Annotated in this window: 18 protein-coding genes, 1 tRNA gene and 1 other RNA gene; 13 read left to right on the top strand and 7 right to left on the bottom strand. The window is 67.6% G+C overall.

From position 1 onward, the window contains the following. Nucleotides 1–43 precede the first annotated feature (43 nt). The 4 genes from ALI44B_RS04745 to ALI44B_RS04730 all read right to left on the bottom strand — a co-directional run bounded on the left by ALI44B_RS04745 (nt 44) and on the right by ALI44B_RS04730 (nt 2750). Nucleotides 44–742 (bottom strand): DedA family protein, encoded by a 699-nt coding sequence (locus tag ALI44B_RS04745; RefSeq protein ID WP_077053529.1) that lies wholly within the window; start codon nt 740–742, stop codon nt 44–46. A 124-nt stretch (nt 743–866) separates the two neighbouring features. Continuing rightward, nucleotides 867–948: transfer RNA gene (locus ALI44B_RS04740), tRNA-Leu, on the bottom strand. 14 nt (nt 949–962) lie between these two features. Then, nucleotides 963–1436, bottom strand: coding sequence for a hypothetical protein (locus ALI44B_RS04735; protein ID WP_077053528.1), 474 nt, complete (start codon nt 1434–1436; stop codon nt 963–965). Between the two features lie 51 nt (nt 1437–1487). Next, nucleotides 1488–2750 carry an MFS transporter gene (locus ALI44B_RS04730; RefSeq protein ID WP_077053527.1) on the bottom strand — a complete coding sequence of 421 codons (1263 nt, stop codon included), beginning with the start codon at nt 2748–2750 and terminating at the stop codon, nt 1488–1490. 49 nt (nt 2751–2799) lie between these two features. On the opposite strand from ALI44B_RS04730, the gene prfB reads away from it, so the two are divergent. The 5 genes from prfB to ALI44B_RS04705 all read left to right on the top strand — a co-directional run bounded on the left by prfB (nt 2800) and on the right by ALI44B_RS04705 (nt 9462). Next, complete coding sequence (gene prfB / locus ALI44B_RS04725; protein ID WP_077053526.1) at nt 2800–3909, top strand: peptide chain release factor 2; 1110 nt, start codon at nt 2800–2802, stop codon at nt 3907–3909. Nucleotides 3910–4003: 94 nt separating this feature from the next. Further along, on the top strand, nt 4004–5062 hold the full coding sequence (gene ftsE, locus ALI44B_RS16080) for a cell division ATP-binding protein FtsE (protein WP_077053525.1): 1059 nt from the start codon (nt 4004–4006) through the stop codon (nt 5060–5062). Further along, nucleotides 5059–5973 (top strand): permease-like cell division protein FtsX, encoded by a 915-nt coding sequence (gene ftsX / locus ALI44B_RS04715; RefSeq protein ID WP_077053524.1) that lies wholly within the window; start codon nt 5059–5061, stop codon nt 5971–5973. The genes ftsE and ftsX overlap by 4 nt, the downstream gene beginning before the upstream one ends. Before the next feature lie 126 nt (nt 5974–6099). Further along, complete coding sequence (smpB, locus tag ALI44B_RS04710) at nt 6100–6576, top strand: SsrA-binding protein SmpB (RefSeq protein WP_077053523.1); 477 nt, start codon at nt 6100–6102, stop codon at nt 6574–6576. Between the two features lie 192 nt (nt 6577–6768). Next, nucleotides 6769–9462 carry a LuxR family transcriptional regulator gene (locus ALI44B_RS04705; RefSeq protein ID WP_077053522.1) on the top strand — a complete coding sequence of 898 codons (2694 nt, stop codon included), beginning with the start codon at nt 6769–6771 and terminating at the stop codon, nt 9460–9462. Here the strand turns inward: ALI44B_RS04705 and ALI44B_RS04700 are convergent. Continuing rightward, entirely contained in the window at nt 9455–10759 is a 1305-nt protein-coding gene (locus tag ALI44B_RS04700; protein ID WP_077053521.1) for a glycosyltransferase family 2 protein, read from the bottom strand. The two genes, ALI44B_RS04705 and ALI44B_RS04700, sit on opposite strands and share 8 nt — an antisense overlap. Nucleotides 10760–11099: 340 nt before the next feature. Here ALI44B_RS04700 and ALI44B_RS04695 point away from each other — a divergent pair, with 340 nt between their 5' ends. From ALI44B_RS04695 to ALI44B_RS04665, 7 genes are all read left to right on the top strand, one after another. Then, the gene (locus ALI44B_RS04695; RefSeq protein ID WP_083709525.1) at nt 11100–12458 is read left to right on the top strand and encodes a nucleotide sugar dehydrogenase; all 1359 of its coding nucleotides are present in this window, start codon (nt 11100–11102) and stop codon (nt 12456–12458) included. Nucleotides 12459–12518: 60 nt separating this feature from the next. After that, on the top strand, nt 12519–13571 hold the full coding sequence (locus ALI44B_RS04690) for an NAD-dependent epimerase/dehydratase family protein (RefSeq protein ID WP_077053520.1): 1053 nt from the start codon (nt 12519–12521) through the stop codon (nt 13569–13571). Continuing rightward, nucleotides 13559–15382 carry a glutamine--fructose-6-phosphate transaminase (isomerizing) gene (gene glmS / locus ALI44B_RS04685; RefSeq protein ID WP_238592058.1) on the top strand — a complete coding sequence of 608 codons (1824 nt, stop codon included), beginning with the start codon at nt 13559–13561 and terminating at the stop codon, nt 15380–15382. Before ALI44B_RS04690 ends, glmS begins: the two co-directional genes overlap by 13 nt. Continuing rightward, nucleotides 15379–16923, top strand: a complete 1545-nt coding sequence (locus ALI44B_RS04680) for a polysaccharide deacetylase family protein (protein ID WP_083709523.1) — start codon at nt 15379–15381, stop codon at nt 16921–16923. The genes glmS and ALI44B_RS04680 overlap by 4 nt, the downstream gene beginning before the upstream one ends. A gap of 18 nt (nt 16924–16941) precedes the next feature. Further along, entirely contained in the window at nt 16942–17715 is a 774-nt protein-coding gene (locus ALI44B_RS04675) for a hypothetical protein (RefSeq protein ID WP_143458974.1), read from the top strand. A gap of 157 nt (nt 17716–17872) precedes the next feature. Further along, nucleotides 17873–18242, top strand: a transfer-messenger RNA (tmRNA) gene (gene ssrA / locus ALI44B_RS04670). Between the two features lie 90 nt (nt 18243–18332). Further along, on the top strand, nt 18333–18632 hold the full coding sequence (locus ALI44B_RS04665) for a hypothetical protein (RefSeq protein ID WP_077053518.1): 300 nt from the start codon (nt 18333–18335) through the stop codon (nt 18630–18632). 121 nt (nt 18633–18753) lie between these two features. Here ALI44B_RS04665 and ALI44B_RS04660 read toward each other — a convergent pair whose 3' ends face one another. Continuing rightward, a complete protein-coding gene (locus ALI44B_RS04660) occupies nt 18754–19530 on the bottom strand; it encodes an alpha/beta hydrolase (RefSeq protein WP_077053517.1) in 777 nt (258 codons plus the stop codon). Between the two features lie 102 nt (nt 19531–19632). On the opposite strand from ALI44B_RS04660, the gene ALI44B_RS04655 reads away from it, so the two are divergent. Then, nucleotides 19633–21102 carry an MFS transporter gene (locus ALI44B_RS04655; protein ID WP_077053516.1) on the top strand — a complete coding sequence of 490 codons (1470 nt, stop codon included), beginning with the start codon at nt 19633–19635 and terminating at the stop codon, nt 21100–21102. 53 nt (nt 21103–21155) lie between these two features. Here ALI44B_RS04655 and ALI44B_RS04650 read toward each other — a convergent pair whose 3' ends face one another. Then, nucleotides 21156–21671 (bottom strand): septum formation family protein, encoded by a 516-nt coding sequence (locus tag ALI44B_RS04650; RefSeq protein ID WP_077053515.1) that lies wholly within the window; start codon nt 21669–21671, stop codon nt 21156–21158. Between the last annotated feature and the right edge of the window lie 70 nt (nt 21672–21741).

Raw genomic sequence — 21741 nt, 5'->3', positions numbered from 1 at the left:
GTGGGAGCCGGTGATCCACCCGAGGGTGAAACGTGTGGCGGGGTTATTCGGAGTTGCGAGCGCTTTCGGCGGCAGCCGTCGCGGCTGTGGCGAGTCGGGCCTTCTTGGCCTTGCGCGAGGACTGCACGTAGTGGAACGCGGTGGGGATGACCGTGACGGCCACGGCGGCCAGCAGGATCAGGTCGATGTAGTTCTGCACGAAGTCGCGCACGGGCGGGATGTAGCCCAGGAAGTAGCCCACGAGCGTGAGCCCGGCACCCCAGATGAGCGCGCCCACGAGGTTGTAGAGCGAGTACTTCTTGTAGTTCATGTGCCCGATGCCCGCGGCGATGGGCGCGAACGTGCGCACGATGGGCACGAAGCGGGCCAGGATGACGGCCATGGCGCCGAAGCGCTCGAAGAACGCGTTGGTGCGATTCACGTTCTCGATGCTGAACAGGCCGGACTCTTTGCGCTCGAACACCCTGGGCCCGAACTTATGGCCGATCAGATAGCCGACCTCACCGCCCAGGAACGCCGCGAAGCCGATGGCGAGGCACACCCACCAGATGTCGAGCTGAATCACGCCCGAGAAGGTGAGGATGCCGGTGATCAACAGCAGCGTGTCACCGGGAAGCAGGAAGCCAATCAGAAGGCCGGTCTCGGCGAAGACGATCGCGCACACCACGAGGAGTGCCCAGGGGCCGACGCCCGTGATGATGGCTTCGGGGTCGAGCCAGGGGATGAGTGCGGTGTGATTCACGGTGAGAGCCTATCCGGCTATCCTGCCGAATCCATGGCAAATGCTCGGGCCACGCGCAATCTCATCCTTCGGGAGGACATGGCCCCCGCGCAAAAGACGCAAGACCCAAACGAACGCCGATCTGTGCGGAAGAAGGGACTTGAACCCTCACGCCCGAAGGCACAGGAACCTAAATCCTGCGTGTCTGCCAATTTCACCACTCCCGCTGGCGCGAATCAGTCTACAAGGGGTGCGGAGCGGCCCGCTTCAGGCTGCGACTCGTGGAAGCGAAGGCGAGCGCGAAGGCTCCCGAGCCGGCCAGCACGACGAGCACCGAGAAGACGAGCCCGTAGAACCCGACCGTCACGGCGAGCTGGCTGACGGGGCGCGCGATGCCCGCGACCACGGAACCAAAGATGAAGAGAAACGCGGGGCCCGAAACCGAGACGGCCGCGATGATGGTGCGGCGCAGCACGCTGAGCGGGCGGGAGTGATATTCCTCGCCCAGGTCGGGGCCAGGCATGGCGTAGCCGGGGCCGATGAAACCGGCCGCGAAGCCTCCGATGAGAGCGGGGATGATCCACACGCTGCCGGCGAGCACCTGGCCGGCCGTGTCGTTCTGCTGGGGCCAGCCGAGCAGGCATCCGAGAACGATGGTCGTGGCTGCGACGACCATGCTGGTCGCGAACCCACAGAACATCACACCGATACCCATCAGGACATGCTCACACCCGAACCTGGATGCTGGGCGAAGATTGGCCGAGCGTCAACGGTGGGTGGAGAGACTCGCGTGGGGAGGAATGTTGCGGGCCAGGATGCCGGCGCCCACGAGCGCGAGCACCGCCATGACGGCTGCGGCCGCCGGCAGGGAGACGACAGCCGTGACAGCGGCGATGACGAGGGGAGCGGCGGCAGCCCCGGCATCCGTCGTGAAGCGCCAGGCGCCGAGGAAGGGCGCGGGATCGGCGGGAGGTGCGACATCCGCACCGAGGGTCATGAGGATGCCCGAGCCGATGCCGTTGGCGAGCGACTGCACCACGGCCGCGGCGATGAAGAACGCGACGGCGCCCGGAACGTCGTGCGTCAGCGCCAACAGCGCCATGCCGGCACCGAGTCCGATCATGGCGGGGATGGCGCTCCACTTGCGCCCGTGCTTGTCCATGATCTGGCCGCTCAAGTAGAAGAGGCCGAAGTCGATGGCACCCGCCAGGCCGATGATGAGCGCCGTGTTCGCCTCGGACACGCCGATCGAGACGGCCCACAGCGGCAGCATCACGGTGCGGGCCGAGCGGAGCGCCGCCACGAGGGCTGCGCCGGACCCGAGCTTCAGCAGAATGCCGCGGTGCCGCCACACCGTCTGGAACAGCCCCACCGACTCCTCGGCCACGAGCTCGGCACCGGATGTCGCCACGGCACCCTCCGGCGTGACCTCGACATTCGGCCGCCCGATCATCGTCGACGGATCGGGCAGGACCACCAGGATGATGGCGGCCAGCACGCAGAACGTGGCCATGATCCAGAACGCGCTCTGCGGCGTGCCCGTGAGATGGATGACGGGAGCCGCCAGCAGGGGCCCGATGAACAGCCCAGCGCGGAACGTTCCGCCCAGAGTCGAGAGCGCCCGGGCCCGATAACGCAGCGGCACGTACGTGGTCATGAAGGCGTGCCGGGCCAGCGCGAACACTGCCGTGGCGAGCCCCAGCAGGAACACGGCGACGCCCAGCAGGAACGGGTTCGGCGCGAGGATGGCGAGGAGGACCGCGGCGACCGACACAAACGCCGCGCCGATCATGGCCGCGCGCTCGCCGACCCGTGCCACGAGCCATCCGCTCGGGATGTCGCCGATGAGCTCGCCGATCATGAGCATGGCCGACACGACGGCCGCGATGCTGAGGCTGGCCCCGAGGGAACCAGCGGCCACGGGTAGGAGCGGGATGAGCGCGCCCTCGCCGATGGAGAACAGCAGGGTGGGGAGGAACATCGAGACGGCGAGCCCCTTGACGTTGAAGGGCTGAGCGGCATTCGACATAGACCTTCACCCTACGCCTCGGGCCCGGCCCGCTAGGCTGGAGCGTGACATGGTAGAGCTAGACTTCGGCGATCAGATCGCCCAACTCCGAACCACTTTCTCCGACATTCGCGAGGTCGTGGGGCTCGATCGGCTGCGCGCCGAGATCGAGCAGCTGAGCGCAGAGGCCGGCAAACCCGACCTGTGGGACGACACCGAGAACGCGCAGAAGATCACGAGCGCGCTCAGCCACCGCCAGTCCGAGCTGGCCAAGATCACGCACATCGAGCAGCAGCTCGACGACCTCGAGGTGCTGGTCGAGCTGGCCAACGACGAGGGCGACGACGACTCCAAGGACGAGGCGGCCGCCGAGCTCGCCTCGCTGCAGAAGAGCATTGGCGAGCTCGAGGTGCAGACGCTCCTCAACGGCGAGTACGACCCGCGGCCCGCCGTCGTCACGATCCGCGCCGGGGCCGGTGGCGTCGATGCCGCCGACTTCGCCGACATGCTGTTCCGCATGTACCTGCGCTGGGCCGAGCAGCACAAATACCCGGCCAAGGTGCTCGACACGAGCTACGCCGAAGAGGCCGGCATCAAATCGGCCACGTTCGAGATCGACGCACCCTACGCCTTCGGCACGCTGAGCGTCGAGGCCGGCACGCACCGCCTCGTGCGCATGAGCCCCTTCAACTCGGCGGGCAAACGCCAGACGAGCTTCGCGGCCGTCGAGGTCGTCCCGCTCATGGAAGAGGCCGGCGAGGTCGAGATCCCCGACAACGACATCCGCGTCGACGTGTTCCGCTCGTCGGGCCCCGGCGGACAGTCGGTCAACACGACCGACTCGGCCGTGCGCATCACGCACCTGCCGACGGGCATCGTGGTGAGCTGCCAGAACGAGAAGAGCCAGATCCAGAACCGCGCGGCCGCCATGCGCGTGCTGCAGTCACGCCTGCTCCTGCTGCAGCGCGAAGCCGAGAGCGCCAAGAAGAAAGAGCTCGCCGGCAACATCACGGCCAGCTGGGGCGACCAGATGCGTTCCTACGTGCTCGCGCCCTACCAGATGGTCAAAGACCTGCGCACCGACTACGAGGTCAACAACCCGCAGAACGTGTTCGACGGCGACCTCGACGGTTTCATCTCGGCGGGCATCCGCTGGCGCAAGGCCCCGGCCGACGACTAGATCGCCCGTCGGGCTCGGCACGAGTCTGTGGACTGCTCACGCCTAGGCGTGTCTGCCGCCCGAATGACTGATGCCTGCTTAGGCTCAATGCGTCATGATTCGCTTTGAGAACGTCACGAAGAAATACGCCGGGACGAAACGTCCCGCCCTCGAGGGTATCGACCTCGAGGTGGCGCGCGGGGAATTCGTCTTCCTCGTCGGCGCCTCCGGTTCGGGCAAGTCGAGCTGCCTGCGTCTGGTGTTGAAGGAGGAGCGGCCAAGCGTCGGCTCCATCTTCGTGCTGGGCAACGACCTCGGCACCATCTCCAACCGTAAGATCCCCTACTTCCGCCGCAACCTGGGCGTCGTGTTCCAGGACTTCCGGCTGCTGCCGAACAAGACCGTCTACCAGAACGTGGCGTTCTCGCTGCAGGTCATCGGCAAATCGCGCGGCTTCGTGCAAGAGGCCGTGCCCGACGTGCTCGCCATGGTGGGCCTCGACAACAAGGCCGACCGCCTGCCCCACGAACTCTCGGGTGGCGAGCAGCAGCGTGTCGCCATCGCGCGCGCCGTCGTGAACAAGCCTCAGGTGCTGCTGGCCGACGAGCCCACGGGAAACCTCGACCCCGCTACGAGCGCCGGCATCATGCAGCTGCTCGACCGCATCAACGCCCAGGGCACCACCGTGCTCATGGCCACGCACGAGGCCGGCATCGTCGACAAGATGCAGCGCCGCGTGATCGAACTCGTCGACGGACGCATCGTGCGTGACGAACGCGGCGGCGGCTACGGCAACACGGGCGTCGTGCCCGAGCTGCGCCCCGCCGTCGTCAAGGGCGAACAGGCCGATGTCGCGCGCAAGGAACTCGCCGCCGCCGCGGCTGCCGCCGAACTCGAGACCCAGGCCATCCAGCTGCAGGCCGTCCAGGCCAACCAGGATGCCGCCAACACGGCGCAGGTGGCCCCGCTGTCCGAGCGACGCGAGGCCCAGAACGACACGGGGGCTGCCGCATCCGCCACCGGAAATCAGACGGGCATCGTGAACCTGCCCCGCCGCGACGAAACGCCCGACGAGGTCAACGCGCACCTCTCGCTGGTCGACCGGCTCGGATTGCGCTCGGGTGACGACGAACAAGCAGGAGACGACGAGCAGAACGTGGGTCCGGTCAAATGAGGTTCGGTCTAATCTGGCAGGAAGCCACGACGGGGCTCCGCCGCAACGTCTCGATGGTCATCTCCGTCGTGCTCGTCACGTTCATCTCGCTCACCTTCGTGGGCACGGCCGTTCTCATGCAGATGCAGATCGGCCAGATGAAGAACTACTGGTACGACAAGGCCCAGGTGGCCATCTATCTGTGCACAGCCGACTCGACCGACGAGACGTGCACGGGCGGCGAAGCGACCCCCGACCAGAAGGCAGCGGTCGAAACCGACCTGAAATCGCCCGCCATCGCGCCCTTCGTCGACAAGTTCTACTTCGAAGACCACCAGCAGGCCTACGACAACTTCCAGGAACAGTTCAAGGACAACGACCTGGCCCAGCTGGTGACGCCCGAGCAGCTCAACGAGACCTATTGGGTGAACCTGAAGGACCCCTCGCAGTCGGCCGTCCTCTCGGAGGCGTTCTCGAGCAAGCAGGGCGTGCAGTCGGTCACCGACCAGAGGCAATACCTCGACTCGATCTTCCAGGCGCTCAACGTGGCGAGTTATACGGCCATCGGCATCGCGGGGCTCATGCTCATCGCGGCCGTGCTGCTGATCGCCACCACCATCCGATTGTCGGCGTATTCGCGCCGCAAGGAGATCGGGATCATGCGCTTGGTGGGCGCGTCGAACCGGTTCATCCAGACGCCCTTCGTCTTGGAGGGTGTGTTCGCGGCCGTCATCGGATCGCTGCTGGCGGGCGGAGCCATCCTCGCCATCGTGCACTTCTTCGTCGACGGCTATCTGGCGCCCTCGGCCCAGTTCGTGAACTTCGTCGGGCTGCAGGACGCGTTCATCGTCATCCCGCTGCTCATCGTGGTGGGTGTCGTGCTGGCGGCGCTCTCGGCCAACTTCGCGATCAAGCGCTACCTCAAGATCTAAACGACGAGCGGATGTCGCGAGCCCCGCGTCTCGAACGTGCCCGGGCTGCGACATCCGCTCTTTCGTTGCTAGACTGAGAGGCTGCCCGCTCGGGCAACGAATTCGCTCGAACGAACAGGAGACGCCGTGCCCAGGGAACGTGGTGAGAAGGTGGTGGCCACCAACCGCAAGGCGCGCCACGACTACCTCATCGAGGACACCTATGAGGCGGGTCTCGTGTTGACGGGCACCGAGGTCAAATCGCTGCGCGCCGGCCGTGCCTCGCTGGTCGACGGCTATGGGTTCATCGAGGGTGGTGAGGCCTGGCTCGATGCCGTGCACATCCCCGAATACAACCAGGGCACCTGGAACAACCACCCCGTGCGGCGCAAGCGCAAGATGCTGCTGCACAAGGAGCAGATCGCCAAGATCTCCCACAAGGTGGCCCCCGGCGGTTACACGATCGTTCCGCTGCGGCTCTATTTCAGCGATGGCCGGGCCAAGGTCGAGATCGCGATCGCCAAGGGTAAGCGCGAATACGACAAGCGTCAGGCTCTGCGCGAGCGTCAAGATACGCGCGAGGCTGCGCGCGCGATGGCGTCGCGCAACCACCTTGGCGAATAACCAGAGGTTCTATCCAATGAGCGCACGGTGTGTGATCCACTTTGCGCACGAATCGTGCGGTTTCGACGATCAAGGCGCAGATTACTGCTAAGCCCTTGCTTGAGCATTTCTCGCGAGTGTGATTAGACTCAGCCCTACCGGCGGTGACCCGACCACGGCTGGGAGGGGAGGTCCCCATGAATACCGACGTTCATGCGGAATGGCATCGCCATGCACGCGTCCGCCTCCGATAGCACCCCCTTCCTCGACCGCGAAGCCGAGATCGACCGCGTACTCGGTACGACTGATGAGCATTTCGAGCAAGCCATCCTCATCACCGGGCGACCGGGAATCGGTAAGACGCGGCTGCTGGAAGAAGTAGCAGCCCGGGCCGGGGCGCGCACGGCCCTGATCACAACGACGGCCGCCGAATCGACGTGGCCCCTCGCGGGCTTCTCTCGCCTGTTCGCCGCGCTCGACGACCCTCGGGCCATCGAGTTCAGCGGGCGCTTCACGCTGCGCTCGACCGAACCGCAGCAGATGTTCCAGGCCGCACGCGACCTCTTGTCGGTATTGCGGGGCCTGCGGCTCGAACCCATTCTTCTGATGATCGACGACGCCGACCTGATGGACCGCGAATCCCTCATGCTGCTCGGCTTCATGGCCGGGCGGTTGGCGGGCACGGGCATCCGACTCGTCGGCACCGCGCGACGGGTGCCGAGCGGCGAGATGTTCCAGGCGGCGACGCGTTTCGAGCTGCCCGCACTCGGACCCGCGGACTCCTTGGCGCTTCTGCGTGCCACGTGCCCGCCAACGGCCGCCGGCGGGGTGCTCGAGATCGTGTGCGAACAGGCCGCCGGCGTGCCCGCGGCCCTCATCGACGTGGGCCGGTTGCTGACGCTCGAACAGTTCGAGGGCCGCGTGGCAGTGCCGCTCCCGCTGCCGCACACCGCGCGCGTGCTGGAAGACTCGGTGGCCCGCACGGCGGCGCTGGGCCCCCGGCAGCGGCTCATGCTGCAGAAGATCTCGCTGCAGGCATCCGCCAACGTCGACGCTCTGACCGACGACGCGGAGGATGCCGAGGTGATCGACGACCTAATCAACGCCGGGTTCGTGCGTGTGCGTGACCGTGCCGTGAGCATCATGGATGCGCTGCTGCGCTCGAGCCTGTACTGGGGTATCGATCCGAAAGTGCGCCGCGGAATGCATGCGGCCCTGGCTCAGACCGCGGTCGATCATGCCCCCGAGGTGGCCGTGTGGCATGCCAGTTTTACGACGGCCGAAGATGAGGATGCCGCGCGCGAACTCTTCGACGCGGGTGCCGCCTTCGAGCGCGCCGGACGCCGGTCGACGGCGGTCGAATACGCGGAGCGGGCCATCGCCGTCGCGCCCGCGCGGAATGAATTGTTGCGGCACGTGCTCGACCTCGTCGACGCGTTCTTCCGCCACGGAGAAGTGAAGTTGGCTCAGCGATATCTGATGCACGCTCAGCTCGGGGAGGACCGGGCGGCGGGAGCCTTCGTTCTCGCCGAGATACGGGCCGCCGTCGACTACACGGAGACGGGTGTGGTTCCGGAACACGAGATCGATACCGCCATCGCCGTCCATGGCTCGCGCAATCGCACGGGAGCGACGCGGCTCCTGATCGATGCGGCCTATTGGCACACCGAACGTCGGGACTTCGTGTCGGCGCGGCGGGCCATCGACCGGGCCGGTGTGGGATCGACCTCGAGCGTAGCCGAACAGGTGTTGCGCGACGGGCTCGTTGCGCTCATCGACTCCTATGACCGACCTCAACTCGTGCGGGTCGACGACGCCGACACGATTCCCCTGCGGCTGCTTCTGCTCGCGGCCGACACCGCCAGCATGTCCGAGGAATACGCCCAGGCGCGCCGCCTCTACGCGGTCGGGCTCGCGCGTCTCGACGACGAGAATACGCTGTGGCGGGAGGCGGTGTGGTTCCGCTCCGTCGTGAACGAGATCCGCGCCGGAACCATGAAACGTGCCCGCGAGGCCTATGCGGAGTGGCACCGCATGCAGGTGGCGGCACCGCACCTCGGCGCGCGCGCATCCCGCATTCAGCTGCGCGCCTGGTATGCGCTGAGCACGGGTGACTACGAGGCCGCCGACGCCCTCTTCGCCGCGGCCATCGAGCGGGCGACCGAGGAAGGCAATATGGCAGTTTCGGCCATCAGCTCGGCGATCATCGGCACTCTCGCGCTCGCCCAGAAGCGATACGCGGATGCCCGGCGTCTGCTCGACGACGCCGATGCGACCAGCAACGCCATGCCGAACCCGGCGATCGTGCGGCACCTGCCGGATCTCGCGCTCGCCGAGGTGTTGACGGGCCACCGGACGGCGGCCGAACGCACGCTGGCGCGACTCGAGGCGGCCGAGGCGCAGCATCCGAGCCGCTGGATCGAGCTGTCCATCCCGCTCGTCCGCGCCATTGTCGCGCCCGCCGACACGAGTCTGGCGCTGTTCCGCGAGGCGATCGCCACCTTCCGCGACGATGACTCCCGCTATCTGCTGGCGCGCACCTGGGAGATGCTGGCCGGTCGCCAATTCGAGCGCGGCGAGGTCGACGAGGCCGCGCATTCGCACGCCACCGCCCGGGCCATCTATCAGGCTGCGGGAGCGAACGCCTGGATCGGAGCCGCGCCGCCCGCTGCTGCGACGCCTGGGGCTCCAGCGCCCTCGGCCAATCGTTCCGAAACCGCGGCGGTTCTCGACACGCTCAACGAGGACGAACGTCAGGTGGTCGACCTCGTGCTGAAGGGCCTGCGCAACAAGGAGATCGCCGCGACGCTCTACGTGTCGGTGCGCACGGTCGAGCTGCGGCTCACGCGCGTGTATCGCAAGGCGGGGGCGCGGTCGCGATCGCATCTGGTGGCGCTGCTCAACTGACCGCGCTGGATGTCGCCCGACGCGTGGGGCTCTGCCAGACGCCCGTCGAGGTGCCCGACCGCGCCTGCACGAACGCGCGCAGACACAACCACGCGTCGAGGATGCGCAGCGGGGGATAGGCGAGGCCGAGCACGAGGTATCCCGGGCGCTTCGCCACGACCGCCGCGAGGAGCGTGAGTGCGTAGTCGGGCAGCACGACGCCGAGGAGCAGGGCCAGGGGAGGGGCGATGGTTGCGACATCCACGAGGGGCCCTGTCGTCAGCAGACCCGTCGACTCGAGACCCCACCCGAGCGTCGAGACGACGAGAATCGGCACCAGGGCCACCATCACGATGCTCGAAATGGCGAGCTCGCTCACGAAGAGCGCCAGCGCGGCCCAGAAGCGGTTGAGGCGGGGCTTGTGCCGCAGCAACGTCTGCCAGAAGCCGAGGTTCCATCGCCGCACCTGCTTGATGTAGTCCCGCAGCGTGTCGGGGTCCTGCGTGTGTGCGATCGACGCGAACGGATGGAACGCGATGCGGCCGAGTTTCTTGGCGTGCACCTCGAAGGTCATGTTGTAGTCCTCGATGGTCAGCCCCTCGGCGGCGATATCGATGTGGGCCAGGATGCGTGAGCGATACATGCTCGCAAACCCGGGCACGATCGCCACGGCGTCGGCGTGCCGGGCGGCCTGCCCGAACTTGTGCAGGAACTGCATGGCGATGTAGACGCGCTCGCGATACGAGGTGAGGATGCGGGCCTCGAGCCCCTGCTTCGGGCCGTCGAGCAGGGTCGTCGCCCGCCCGGCCACGGCGACGACGTCGGGGGAGTCGAAGAGCGCGAGACCGGTTTCGAAATAGTCGTCGGCGAGGCGCGTGTCGGCATCGAGCAGCATGACGACGTCGAAACGGCCGGCGAGATCGAAGTACTCGAGGGCCGCGACGATGGCGCCCGCTTTGCCGCGGTTCGGGTTGAGGTCGTAGACGTTGGCGCCCGCGGCCCGGGCCAGCTCGACGGTGCGATCGGACGAGCCATCCGACACGACGAAGATCTGGTAGGGCGGGATGAGCCGACCAGCGGCCCGCAGCGTCTCTTCGATCACGGTCTCCTCGTTGTGGGCGGCGATGACGACGGCGACATCGGAGCGCGACGGACGGTGGTCGAGGGCATCCGCCGGGAAGATCTTGCCGCTCTGGCGACGACGGCGCACGCGGAGGGCGCGCGTGGCCTCGACGGCGATGCGGCTGAGGCCCGCGATCGTCCACACGAGCGTGTTCAGGCCGATGGTGAAGAACACCACGATGGCGAAGGTGAGCACGGTTCTCCAAGAGTTGGGGGCTGTTCACATCGACGGTAAGCGGATGTCGACAGCTCGAACCCGCACGCAGCCGCAGAGTCACTGCGGAAAACCGCATGGGACGCCGGAAACCCGCATCGAGGTCGGCGGTCCGCCGCGTTAACCGCACCCTTGGCGAAAAGCGTTGACCACCGGGCCATCCGCGGCGGATCGTGGCACCAGGCAACCCGGACTCTCACCCTGGACGGACTGCTCACCCGACACACGATCCGGCCCGAACCGCGATCGTGCCGCAGGGCCCCCGATCTCCTGAACCCGGATCGGTGTGCCGTGCGGTACTGCCACATACCCAGGAGAACCCATGTCTACTCTCACGACGACCCGCACCGCAGACCACCCGGAAGAACCCGACAACCGCCCGGAATGGATCTTCAGCCAGACCCCCTCGAAACCTCACGCGACGTTCGACTACGACCTCGCCATCGTGGGGCTCGGCTACGTCGGCCTGCCGACGGCCCTGGCCTATTACCACGGGGGCAGCCGCGTGCTCGCGCTCGACGTCTCCGAACGCCGGCTCGACGACATCCGCGGCCACCGCGCCGACCTCGTCGAGGCAGACCGACACCGGCTCGACGTCGCCGAGAACGACGAACGCTTCCACCTGACGAGCGACCCCGCCATGCTGGCGAAGGCCCGCGCCATCATCATCTGCGTGCCGACGCCCGTCGACCGGCATCTCATCCCCGACCTCACCATTCTGAAGAGCGCGTGCGACATGGTCGTGGCGCAGGCCGTGCCGGGTCAGCTCGTCATGCTCACGTCGACCACTTACGTCGGCTGCACCGAGGACTTCGTGCAGAAACCCCTCGAGGCCCGCGGGTTCCGCATCGGCGTCGACGCCTACGTGTCCTTCAGTGCCGAACGCATCGACCCGGGCAACGAACGCTTCGACCACGACGATGTGCCCCGCGTGATCGGTGGCGCGACGCCCGAGTGCGAAGAGGAAGCGGTGCGCGTCGTCTCGCGCTACACCACCAACATCCACCGCGTCTCGTCGGTTGCCGCCGCCGAGATGACTAAGCTGTTGGAGAATACGTTTCGCGCCGTCAACATCGCCCTGGCCAACGAGTTCGCGGACATCTGCTCCACGCTCGACATCGACGTCACCGAGGTGATCGACGCGGCTGCGACCAAGCCCTACGGTTTCATGCCGTTCTACCCCGGCCCGGGCGTCGGCGGCCACTGCATCCCGTGCGACCCGCACTATCTGTTGTGGCAGCTGCGCGAGCAACGCGTCAATGCTCCGCTCATCACGCAGGCCATGACCGAGATCGCCTCACGGCCTGGCCGCATCGTCGACGGCGCCCGCGACGTGCTGGCCCGCGGCGGTATTGCCCTCGCCAACGCCCGCATCCTCGTGGTCGGCATCGCCTACAAACCGGATGTCTCCGACCTGCGCGAATCGCCCGCCATCGAGATCCTCTCGGGTCTGGCCGAGCACGGCGCGACGGTCGGCTTCGTCGACAACCACTTCGCCGGTGTGCGCCTGCCCGACGGCCGGCTGGTGGATGCCGTCATCGACGCCGCCGGTTTCGACGCCGACCTCATTCTGCTGCACACCAAGCACACGGGGACGGACCTGACCTGGGTGCGCACCGACCAGCTCGTGCTGGATGCCACCTACCGCGACAGCGAGCTGGCCCAGAGCCGCGTCATCTGACGCGCGCCGCACCCGCACCACCCACCGACTTTTTTTGCAGCGCTTGAGGGGAACAGAATCATGAGAAGTGTCATCACCGGAGGCGCCGGTTTCATCGGCAGCCACCTCGTCGAATATCTGCTTGCGGCCGGCGACGACGTCGTCGTCCTGGACGACATGTCGACGGGAGCGCCGCGCAACCTGCTGGGCGCACTCGCCGACCCGAAACTCCGCCTGGTGCAGGGTTCCATCCTCGATCGTTCGGTGGTCGAGGACACCATCCGCGGAGCCGACCGGGTGTTCCACCTTGCAGCCGCCGTAGGGGTCAGGCTCATCGTGGAACACCCGCTGTCGAGCCTGCGCACCAACATCCACGGCACCGAGAACGTGCTGGATGCCTGCCTGGCGAACAACGCGAAGCTGCTGCTGGTGTCGACGAGCGAAGTGTACGGCAAGAACACGGCCGACAAGCTCTCGGAGGACTCGGATCGCGTGCTGGGTTCGGCGCTCACCTCGCGCTGGACCTACGCGGCTTCGAAGGGCATCGACGAGGCCTTCGCCCACGCCTATCACACGCAATACGGCCTGCAGGTGGCCATCGTGCGCCCCTTCAACACGGTCGGGCCCCGCCAGACCGGCCGCTACGGCATGGTCGTGCCCAACCTCGTCGGCCAGGCGCTGCGCGGCGAACCGCTCACGGTCTTCGGCGACGGTCAGCAGACCCGCTGCTTCTCCTACGTGGGGGATGTCGTGCCCGCCCTGGTGCGCATCGCCGAGGCCCCCGCGGCCGTCGGTCGAGCGTTCAACCTGGGCGGCGCCGAGGAGATCTCGATCGAACAGCTGGCCCTCCGCGCCCTGCGCGTGACCGGTTCGTCGAGCAGCATCACCTACGTCCCCTACGAGGAGGCGTACTCCGAGGGATTCGAGGACATGCGTCGCCGCGTGCCCGACAACACGGCGGCCTTCGACCTGGTCGGGTTCGTTCCCCGGACCACGCTCGACGAGACGCTCGCGCATGTCGCGGCGGCCATCGCCGAGACCACCAAGGCCGACCCTCAACGTTCGGCCATCGTCGACCCCACCAAGGGCGGCCCCCGCGTCGCCGAGGTGGCCCAGGCCGGATGGGCACGCTGATGTGCGGCATCGTGGCCGCGCGGGTCGAGGGCGGCGCGGCACCGTTTCTCCTCCGGGCCCTCTCGCTCCTCGAATATCGGGGTTATGACTCCGCAGGCGTGGCCATCGTGACGGAGGATGCCTCGACCGCTGTCATCCGTTCCGTTGGCCGCGTCGGCGGTCTGACGACGGATGTCGCGGCCTGGGCGGGTGCGCCCCTCACGGGTCTCGGCATCGGCCACACCCGCTGGGCGACGCACGGCGCCGTGACGACCCGCAACGCGCATCCGCATCGGGATTGCACGGGACGCATCAGCGTGGCCCACAACGGCATCATCGAGAACCACCGCGCCCTGCGGCAGGAGCTCGAGGCCGACGGCCACGTCTTCGCGTCGGACGTCGACTCGGAGGTCGTGTGCCACCTCATCGAGGACCACCTCGAGTCCTCGGGCGACCTGCTGCGCTCTGTGCACGCGGCGACCCGCCGCCTCGAGGGCTCGTGGGCGCTCGTCGTGGCGGATGCCGAAACGGGCCGCCTCGTCGCGGCCGCCCACCATTCGCCCCTGATCGTCGCGTCGTCGGCGATCGGAGATTTCGTCACCAGTGACATCGGCGCCATCGCCGACTGGGTGGACGAATACCGGACCCTCGTCGACGGCGACATCGTCGAACTCGCCGACGAGCTGGTCTGGACCCGAGACGGACAGAGGGTCGCCACCCCCCAGGCGGCCCTCTGTCCCTTCACCTCGGCGGCGCTCGAACGCGGATCGCACGCCGACTACATGGCCAAGGAGATCGACGAGCAGCCCGCCATCGCGGCGCGCATCCTCGACGATCTGGTGCCCCACATCGCCGACGGCTCCCTGTGGCGGTCGCTCGAGGCGCCCGCCTTCGAGCGCATCGCCGTGCTCGGCTGTGGCACATCGCTGAATGCCGGGCGCGTCATCGCTCGCGCGTTCGGCGCCCTGGGCGGCATCCCGACGGTTTCGGTCGTGGCGTCGGAGGCATCCGAGACGATCCTCGACCCGGGCACCCTGATTCTGGCGCTCAGCCAATCGGGCGAGACGGCCGACATCCTGCGGGTTCTCGATCAGCTCGAACCCGTTTCGGCGGGGCTCGTGGCCGTGACGAACAACCCGGCGTCGAGCGTCGCGCGCCGGGCCGCGAGCGTCGTCGATTGCAACGCCGGGCCCGAGATCGGCGTCGCCGCCACCAAGACGTTCGTGGCCCAGGTGATCACGGGCGTTGCGGTGGCGGTATCGGCCCTCGTGGCGACGGGCCGCATCGACCGATCGCGCGCGGCCGATCTGACCGACGATCTGCGCCGGCTGCCCGATCTGCTGGCTCAGGCCCTCGAGGTCTCGAAGGGTGTCGTCCCCGGCATCGTCGACGAGGTCCTCGACCGGTCGGGCTTCATCTTCCTCGGCCGTGGCCCCGGTGTCGTCTTCGCCGAGGAGGGCGCCTTGAAGTTGAAGGAGATCAGCTATCGCTGGGCCGAGCACTATCCGGCGGGTGAGCTGAAACACGGCCCCTTGGCGCTCGTCGACCAGGGCACGCCCGTGATCGTGGTCGACAACGGCGACCCGCGGCTCGCGTCGAATCTCTCGGAGGTCGCGGCGCGCGGCGGCCGGGTCATCACCATCGGCGGCGCGGGCAGCACCATCCCCGCCGTCGGCATGAGCATGAGCCGACCGCTCGTCGGCGGCATGGATCGCTGGGGCCCGCTCGAGGCGGTGGTGCCGCTGCAGCTCTTCGCCCGCGAATTGGCCCTGCGGCTCGGCCTCGACGTCGATAAACCGCGCAACCTCGCGAAGTCGGTGACGGTCGAATGATGAACACAACTCTGACCTTCAGCTCGCTCGGCGACGACGGCGACGACGGCGACGAGCAGCGGCCCGGACGTTCCGAGCGCTCCGAGACGCGGCCCCCGATGATCGCCGTGATCCTGGCCGTGGTGGCCGCACTCGCACTCATCCTGTCGCCATTCGTGAAGACATCCGGGCCCGCCGATGCGGCCACCGTGAAGCCGCGCACGACCGTGAGCCTCACGTTCGACGACGGCAACGCCAACCAGCTCGCCGCCCTGCCCGCCCTGAACGCGCAGAACATGAAGGCGACGTTCTACATCGTCTCGGGTTTCGTGGGTGCGCCGAGCTACATGACCCGAGCTAATCTCGACACCCTGAAGGCGGGTGGGCAGGAGATCGGCGGACACACCGTCAGCCACGCCGATCTTGCCACCCTGCCCGCCGACGAGGTGCGCCGCCAAATCTGCAACGACCGCTCGACGCTGCTCGGGTGGGGCTATGCGGTGCGCAGCTTCGCCTACCCCTTCGCCTCGTCGACCCCCGATGCCGAACAGGCCGCCGCGTCGTGCGGGTACAACAGCGCACGCATGCTGGGCGACATCCGCTCGCGGTTCGGATGCCTCGACTGCGCGTATGCCGAAACCGTGCCGCCGGCCGAGCCCTACTACACGAAGGCGCTCGACCAGGTCGACAGCACGTGGACCCTGGCCGACCTCAAGAACTCGGTGACGCGCGCGGAGGCCGCCGGGGGATGGGTGCAGTTCACCTTCCACAACGTGTGTGCCTCGGGATGCGGCGACCTGAACATCACTCCAACGGTCCTGGCTCAATTCACGAGCTGGTTGGCCCCCCGCGCGACCACGGGCAACACGGTCGTGAAACCGGTGGGCGATGTCGTCGGCGGAGCCGTGAAACCTGCGGTCGCGGGCCCCAGCATCCCCGCCCCGACCGCCGGCGCCAACGGAGTGGTCAACCCCGGGCTCGAAACCGACGGGCCGAACGGCCTGCCGAGCTGCTGGATGCAGGGCGGCTACGGCGCCAACACGGCCACCTTCGCCACCACACCGAACGCGCACACGGGCACTCGGGCCGAAACCGTCAAGGTCTCGGGCTACACCGACGGCGACGCCAAGGTGCTGCCGACCTTCGACCTCGGCAGCTGCGCCCCAGCGGTCACGGCGGGCAAGACCTACTCGATGCGGGCCTGGTACACCTCGACGACCGTCACCCAGTTCGCGGTCTATGTGCGGAACGCCTCGGGCGGCTGGCAGTACTGGACCTCGAGCCCGTGGTTCTCGGCATCCCCGAGTTACACGCAGGCCGTGTGGCAGACCCCCGCCATCCCGGCCGGCGTCACGGGCATCAGCTTCGGCTTGAACATCTTCTCCAACGGCAGCATCACGACGGACGATTACGCCCTTTACGACAGCGTGGGTGCACCATCCGTGTCACCCACCACGTCGGTCGCGCTGAAGTCCGCCGTCGCCCCGCCGCCCGTCACGGCACCCGTCGAGGCACACACGCCTACCGAGAGCGCGACCAGCCGTGGCAGTGTGAGCCCATGACCGATCGGACGTTGTGACGTGGGGCTCCGTGCGGTGCGATCGTCGGCACTCGTGTCGACGCTCGGAATGAGCGCCGTGCTGGGCCTCACCCTCGTGCTCGCCGGCTGTGCGTCGGCGGGCACGGTGCGGGTGCTCGCGACGCCCGGCTATCCGTGGCACACCGACATCGTGGCGACGACCTTCTGGGTGGGCGAACTCTTCGACCCGTCGGCCTCGGATGGGTCGCAGGTGTACTCCACCTACGATTCCCTGTGGCAAGAGAGCTACGGCGGCTGCGACGGCATCATCGTCGACACCGTGTGCCAGACCGAACGTCGCTTCGCGGCCGACGACTACTTCCCGACGAGCATGACCCCCGCCGAGAACCCGTTCTACCTCGACCTGCCCTTCGACGACATCAACAACGATGCGGCCTTCGCCCGGCGCGACACCGTTGTGCCATGGGCGGGCGACCCGGGGTATGCCGAGCACGCGGGCGATCGAGACTTCAGCTATCTCAAGAATCGTTGGGTCGAACTGCGCCTCGGCGATCGCACGTGCTTCGCCCAGATCCAGGATGCCGGGCCGGGGAAGTACGACGATGCGGCCTACGTCTTCGGCGCCGGCGACGCTCGCCCGCAGAACGCCCGCTACGGCGGGGCCGGCATGGATGTCTCACCCGCCGTCAACGCCTGCCTCGGGTTTCGCGACCTCAACGGTGATAGCGATCGCGTGAGCTGGCGGTTCGCCGAGAACAACGATCCGCCGCCCGGACCCTGGACTCGCATCATCACGACCAGCGGCGTGCAATAGGAGAGCGGTGCTGCGGCCGGTCGTACCGACGCTGGCGCTCGGCTGGCATGAGGGCTATACTGAAAAGCTGCGTCCGAGAGGCGCTCGATCCGGTTCGCCGGTTCACAAGTCAACAGAGTGTGAGAATGACCCGCTGCGATCTATCGCGGTGTTTCGAGGGGATGATCGGTTTCGACATTGCCTGCGAAACTGCGAGAAGCGGGCCGAGGATGCAGGGTTATCTCGTAAACGATCTCTGCAAAATATAGGTGCCAATTCTAAGCGCACCGACTTCGCCCTAGCCGCCTAGGCTAGCTTCGAGGTCCGTCAGACCGGGTTCGCTCTCGTCCCGGACCCTGGCGCCATTTAGAGAGCTTGCTGCGTCGTCACGCCTGAGGGCGACGCGGGACTTTTTCTCGGGCTGGGCCTGTCACCCTAGATGCCTGTAGCAAAGGGTGGGGCCGAGTAGAACGTCTCAACAGGCTACGCCCGTAGAAGGCGCAGAATCACAGCAGTGGACGGGGGTTCAATTCCCCCCATCTCCACCATCGGTCGTTCTCACACTCTCGCGACACCAGCGGGCCGTCCTTCGGGGCGGCCCGCTTTTTCGTCCCGGCCGTCCGTCCTATCCTGGGCCAATGCCCTCTTTTCGCGTGACGATCGGCGTCGGCCCGGTGCGGCCGGGCGTTCACCCCGCCGATGTGCTTCCCACGGTCGCGGACGCCGCAGCCACTCTCACGGTCGTGGAAGCGTCCGACCTGCAGATCGTCGGCGGCCTGCCCCGCATCGTGGTCCGCTTCGAGGCCGAGGATGACGAGATCGCGCGCCAGGTCGGCGAGCACGCGCTAGCGGTGTTCGGCACGATCGCCGAGGCGCGCACGGCCGCACTCACGCGCCGCAACAAAAATCGCTGGCTCCCCGTCGCGTTCGAGGGCTGACGGGCAACGCGCCGCGGATACGCTCACGATTCGTTCAGGCTCGAAACCTCGTCGTGGCGTCGAACGCATGAGGGCCTCGCATCGAGGCGAGGCGAGGCGAGGCGAGGCCACGCAAACGCTTTTAGCCGACGAACGCGTCGATCGCGTCGGTGATCTCGGCCCGCACGTCCTCGTCCGACACCGTCGAGGTGCCGTCGCCCGGCTGCACGCCGTAGTCGCCGAAGTCCGCATGGTTCGCGCCGTCGAGCTCGACGAACTCGGTGTCGGCGGGAAGCCGGCCCGAGGCATCCTCGATTTTGGCGGGGGTCGAGAGGCCGTCGTTGCTGCCGCCGATGCTCAAAACGGGCAGACCCGACTGCGAGAGGTCGTTGGCGCAGTAGCTGCCGAAGAGCACGAGGCCCGCGACATCCTCGGTGTCGGCCCACTGGCAGGCCCGCACGCCGCCGAGCGAGTGGCCGCCGACGAACCAGTCGGTCACGTCGGGGGCGGCCTCGGTGAAGGTCGAGAGGGGGCGCTGGTCGAAGAAGGCCAGGTTGAGCGTGGGCTTCGTGATGACGACCGTGAGCCCTGACTCTTCGACGGCGCCCGAGAGCTTGTAGAGGTAGGCGTAGGGGTCGACCTTGGCGCCCGGGATGAACACGAGGCCCTCGCCGGATGCGTCGGCCCCGCCATCCTCGCCCGTGGGGGTCATGACGATGCTGTCGCCCGTGTCGGTCACCTGCACGGCCGCGTTGTCGAACACCTCGATGGTGGCGCGGCGGTCACCGGCCATGACGATCTGCGTCCACACCACGAAGGCCACGACGGCGAGCACGAGGGCCAGCAGGGCGAGCCACCCGGTCGTGCGGATGCGGCGGCGAATCGTTCCGGGTTTCGCTCCCGCGCGTTTCTCGGACATGGTGCTCCTCACTCGGCCGCTCCGCACCGGCGAAACGCGTCCCGTCAACCCTATCGGCGGGCCGCCGGAGCCGCGCCAGCCCGGGAGTATGCTTCCCCGTATATGTCGTCCTCACTCGCCAACGCCCTCAGCGGCCGTCAACGCTGGCAGGCCTTCGCCGTCTGCGTCTCCGTAGCCGCCCTCACCATCCTCGACCTGTCCAAGGTCAACGTCGCGCTCCCGTCGATCGAGAAGTCCCTCGGCGCCGGCCCCGCCGAGCTGCAGATCATCGTGGCGGGTTATGCCCTCGCCTTCGGTCTCGCGCTCGTGCCGGCCGGCCGTCTCGGCGACCTGCACTCGCGCAAGGCCATGTTCGTCGTGGGGCTCAGCCTCTTCATGGTCTCGAGCCTGGCGTGTGCCGTTGCCCCCAATATCGAGTTCCTCATGGTGGCGCGCATCGTGCAGGGCATCGCGGCCGGCATCCAGATGCCCCAGGTGATCGGCCTCACGCAGCAGCTCTTCCAGGGCGAGGAGCGCGGGCGCGCGTTCGGGCTCTTCGGCGCCACCATCGGCGTCTCCACGGCCTTCGGCCCCACACTCGGCGGCCTGCTCATCGCGGTCGGCGGGCCCACGGATGGCTGGCGCTACATCTTCGCGATGAACGTGCCGCTCGTCATCATCCTGTTGCCGTTCGCGCTCAAGCTCTTGCCCGCCAAACAGGAGCGTTCGCCGGGTTCGCGCGAACTCGACCTCATCGGCATCCTCATCCTGGCCGTCGCCACCTTCAGCGTCATGCTGCCGTTCGTGCTGACCACCGGCGGGCCCGACGATCAGCCCGCGCGCTGGTACCTGCTCATCCTGGCGGCCATCGCGGCGGCCGCCTTCGTGCTGTGGGAGCGCCGCTATAAGCGCATCGGCAAATCGCCCGTCGTGCACTTCGACCTATTCCGCAAGGGTTCCTATCGCAACGGCCTGCTCATCGCCATGGCGTACTTCGCGGCCATGCCCGCCATGTTCCTCCTGACCACCCTGTTCCTGCAGCAGGGCATCGGACTCGAGCCCGTGTTCGCCGGCATGGTCAGCATCCCGTTCGCGCTGTCGTCGGCCGTCACGGCCTGGTACGGCGGCACGATTGTCAACCGCGTGGGCCGCAAACTCGTCGTGATCGGCATCGTCATCGTGCTGATCGGCTTCTCGCTGGTCTTGCTGGCCGCCGAGCTGCTGCCCGCCGATGTGGCCATCTACGGCATGGGCGTCGGCATGCTGGTCGCGGGCACGGGTGGCGGTTTCGTCATCTCGCCCAATCAGACGCTCACGCTCGCCGAGGTCCCCGTCGAGCAGGGTGGTGTCGCCGGCTCGATGGCGCAGCTCGGCCAGCGCGTCGGAACGGCCATGGGCACGGCGGCCGCGAGTGCGGCGTTCTACGCGACGATCTATTCAGAGACCGGCCAAGCGCCGAAGCTCGAGATTTTCCATGACGCGTTCCGGGCCGGTTTCGCCGTGACCCTGACGCTCGTGGCCGTTGCGCTGGTGCTCGGCTTCCTCGACCTCGGGGCGCGCAAGCGGCGCAAGCGTTCAGCTCAGACCGCGTAGCCGCTGCTGAGTGCGCGACGCCCGCGAGGCTGAGTGCGCGACGCCCGCGAGGCTTAGTGCGCGACGCCCGCGAGCGAGCCGGTCGTGCGGCCCTCGGGGTCACCGATCATGCAGCTCACGAGGCGGTCGCCGTCTTCGGTCCAGCTCGCCTCGGTGGGCGTGTAGGGCGCGTATTCGAGCGTCGAGTCCTCGTAGCTCAGGCCCACGAAGGTCGTGAACTGGTCGTAGCATCCGGTGTCGGCCTGCTGCGCGACCTCGTCGTCGCCCGGGTACTCCGAGCCGTCGAGCGAGAACTCGTGGAAGGCCTCGAGATCGTGGGGCTCGGCGCACGGAACGGCCTCCACCTCGAAGACCTCTTCGCTCGTGCTGTCGTCGTTGATGCAGTCGCCCACCTTGATGGAGAAGACACTCGACGTGCCTCCCTCGACGACTTCCTCGGTCTCGGCATCCCGTGTGACGGGTTTGTCGATGATGCTGTTGATCAGGCTGCAGCCCGAAAGTGAGGCGGCGAGAGCGGTTGCGGCGCCCACGGCGAGGAGGCGGCGGCTGAGGCGAGACGGGGTGGGCATGCTGGTCCATTCGGAGAATCGAACGGCACCGGTCGGGATGCGGCACCGCGTTGCACGATGCTATCCGCAG

Source organism: Leifsonia sp. ALI-44-B, from assembly GCF_001984125.1.
Taxonomy (GTDB): domain Bacteria; phylum Actinomycetota; class Actinomycetes; order Actinomycetales; family Microbacteriaceae; genus Okibacterium.
Note: the sequence above shows the minus strand (reverse complement) of the source record. Positions and strands in the feature narration are given on the sequence as shown.

Coding starts and splice junctions, on each gene's coding strand:
- ALI44B_RS04650 (WP_077053515.1), bottom strand. CDS start 21,671: ATGCCCACCCCGTCTCGCCTCAGCCGCCGCCTCCTCGCCGTGGGCGCC.
- ftsE (WP_077053525.1), top strand. CDS start 4,004: ATGATTCGCTTTGAGAACGTCACGAAGAAATACGCCGGGACGAAACGT.
- glmS (WP_238592058.1), top strand. CDS start 13,559: ATGGGCACGCTGATGTGCGGCATCGTGGCCGCGCGGGTCGAGGGCGGC.
- ALI44B_RS04730 (WP_077053527.1), bottom strand. CDS start 2,750: ATGTCGAATGCCGCTCAGCCCTTCAACGTCAAGGGGCTCGCCGTCTCG.
- ALI44B_RS04665 (WP_077053518.1), top strand. CDS start 18,333: ATGCCCTCTTTTCGCGTGACGATCGGCGTCGGCCCGGTGCGGCCGGGC.
- ftsX (WP_077053524.1), top strand. CDS start 5,059: ATGAGGTTCGGTCTAATCTGGCAGGAAGCCACGACGGGGCTCCGCCGC.
- ALI44B_RS04690 (WP_077053520.1), top strand. CDS start 12,519: ATGAGAAGTGTCATCACCGGAGGCGCCGGTTTCATCGGCAGCCACCTC.
- ALI44B_RS04705 (WP_077053522.1), top strand. CDS start 6,769: ATGCGGAATGGCATCGCCATGCACGCGTCCGCCTCCGATAGCACCCCC.
- prfB (WP_077053526.1), top strand. CDS start 2,800: ATGGTAGAGCTAGACTTCGGCGATCAGATCGCCCAACTCCGAACCACT.
- ALI44B_RS04660 (WP_077053517.1), bottom strand. CDS start 19,530: ATGTCCGAGAAACGCGCGGGAGCGAAACCCGGAACGATTCGCCGCCGC.
- ALI44B_RS04655 (WP_077053516.1), top strand. CDS start 19,633: ATGTCGTCCTCACTCGCCAACGCCCTCAGCGGCCGTCAACGCTGGCAG.
- ALI44B_RS04735 (WP_077053528.1), bottom strand. CDS start 1,436: ATGGGTATCGGTGTGATGTTCTGTGGGTTCGCGACCAGCATGGTCGTC.
- ALI44B_RS04680 (WP_083709523.1), top strand. CDS start 15,379: ATGATGAACACAACTCTGACCTTCAGCTCGCTCGGCGACGACGGCGAC.
- ALI44B_RS04695 (WP_083709525.1), top strand. CDS start 11,100: ATGTCTACTCTCACGACGACCCGCACCGCAGACCACCCGGAAGAACCC.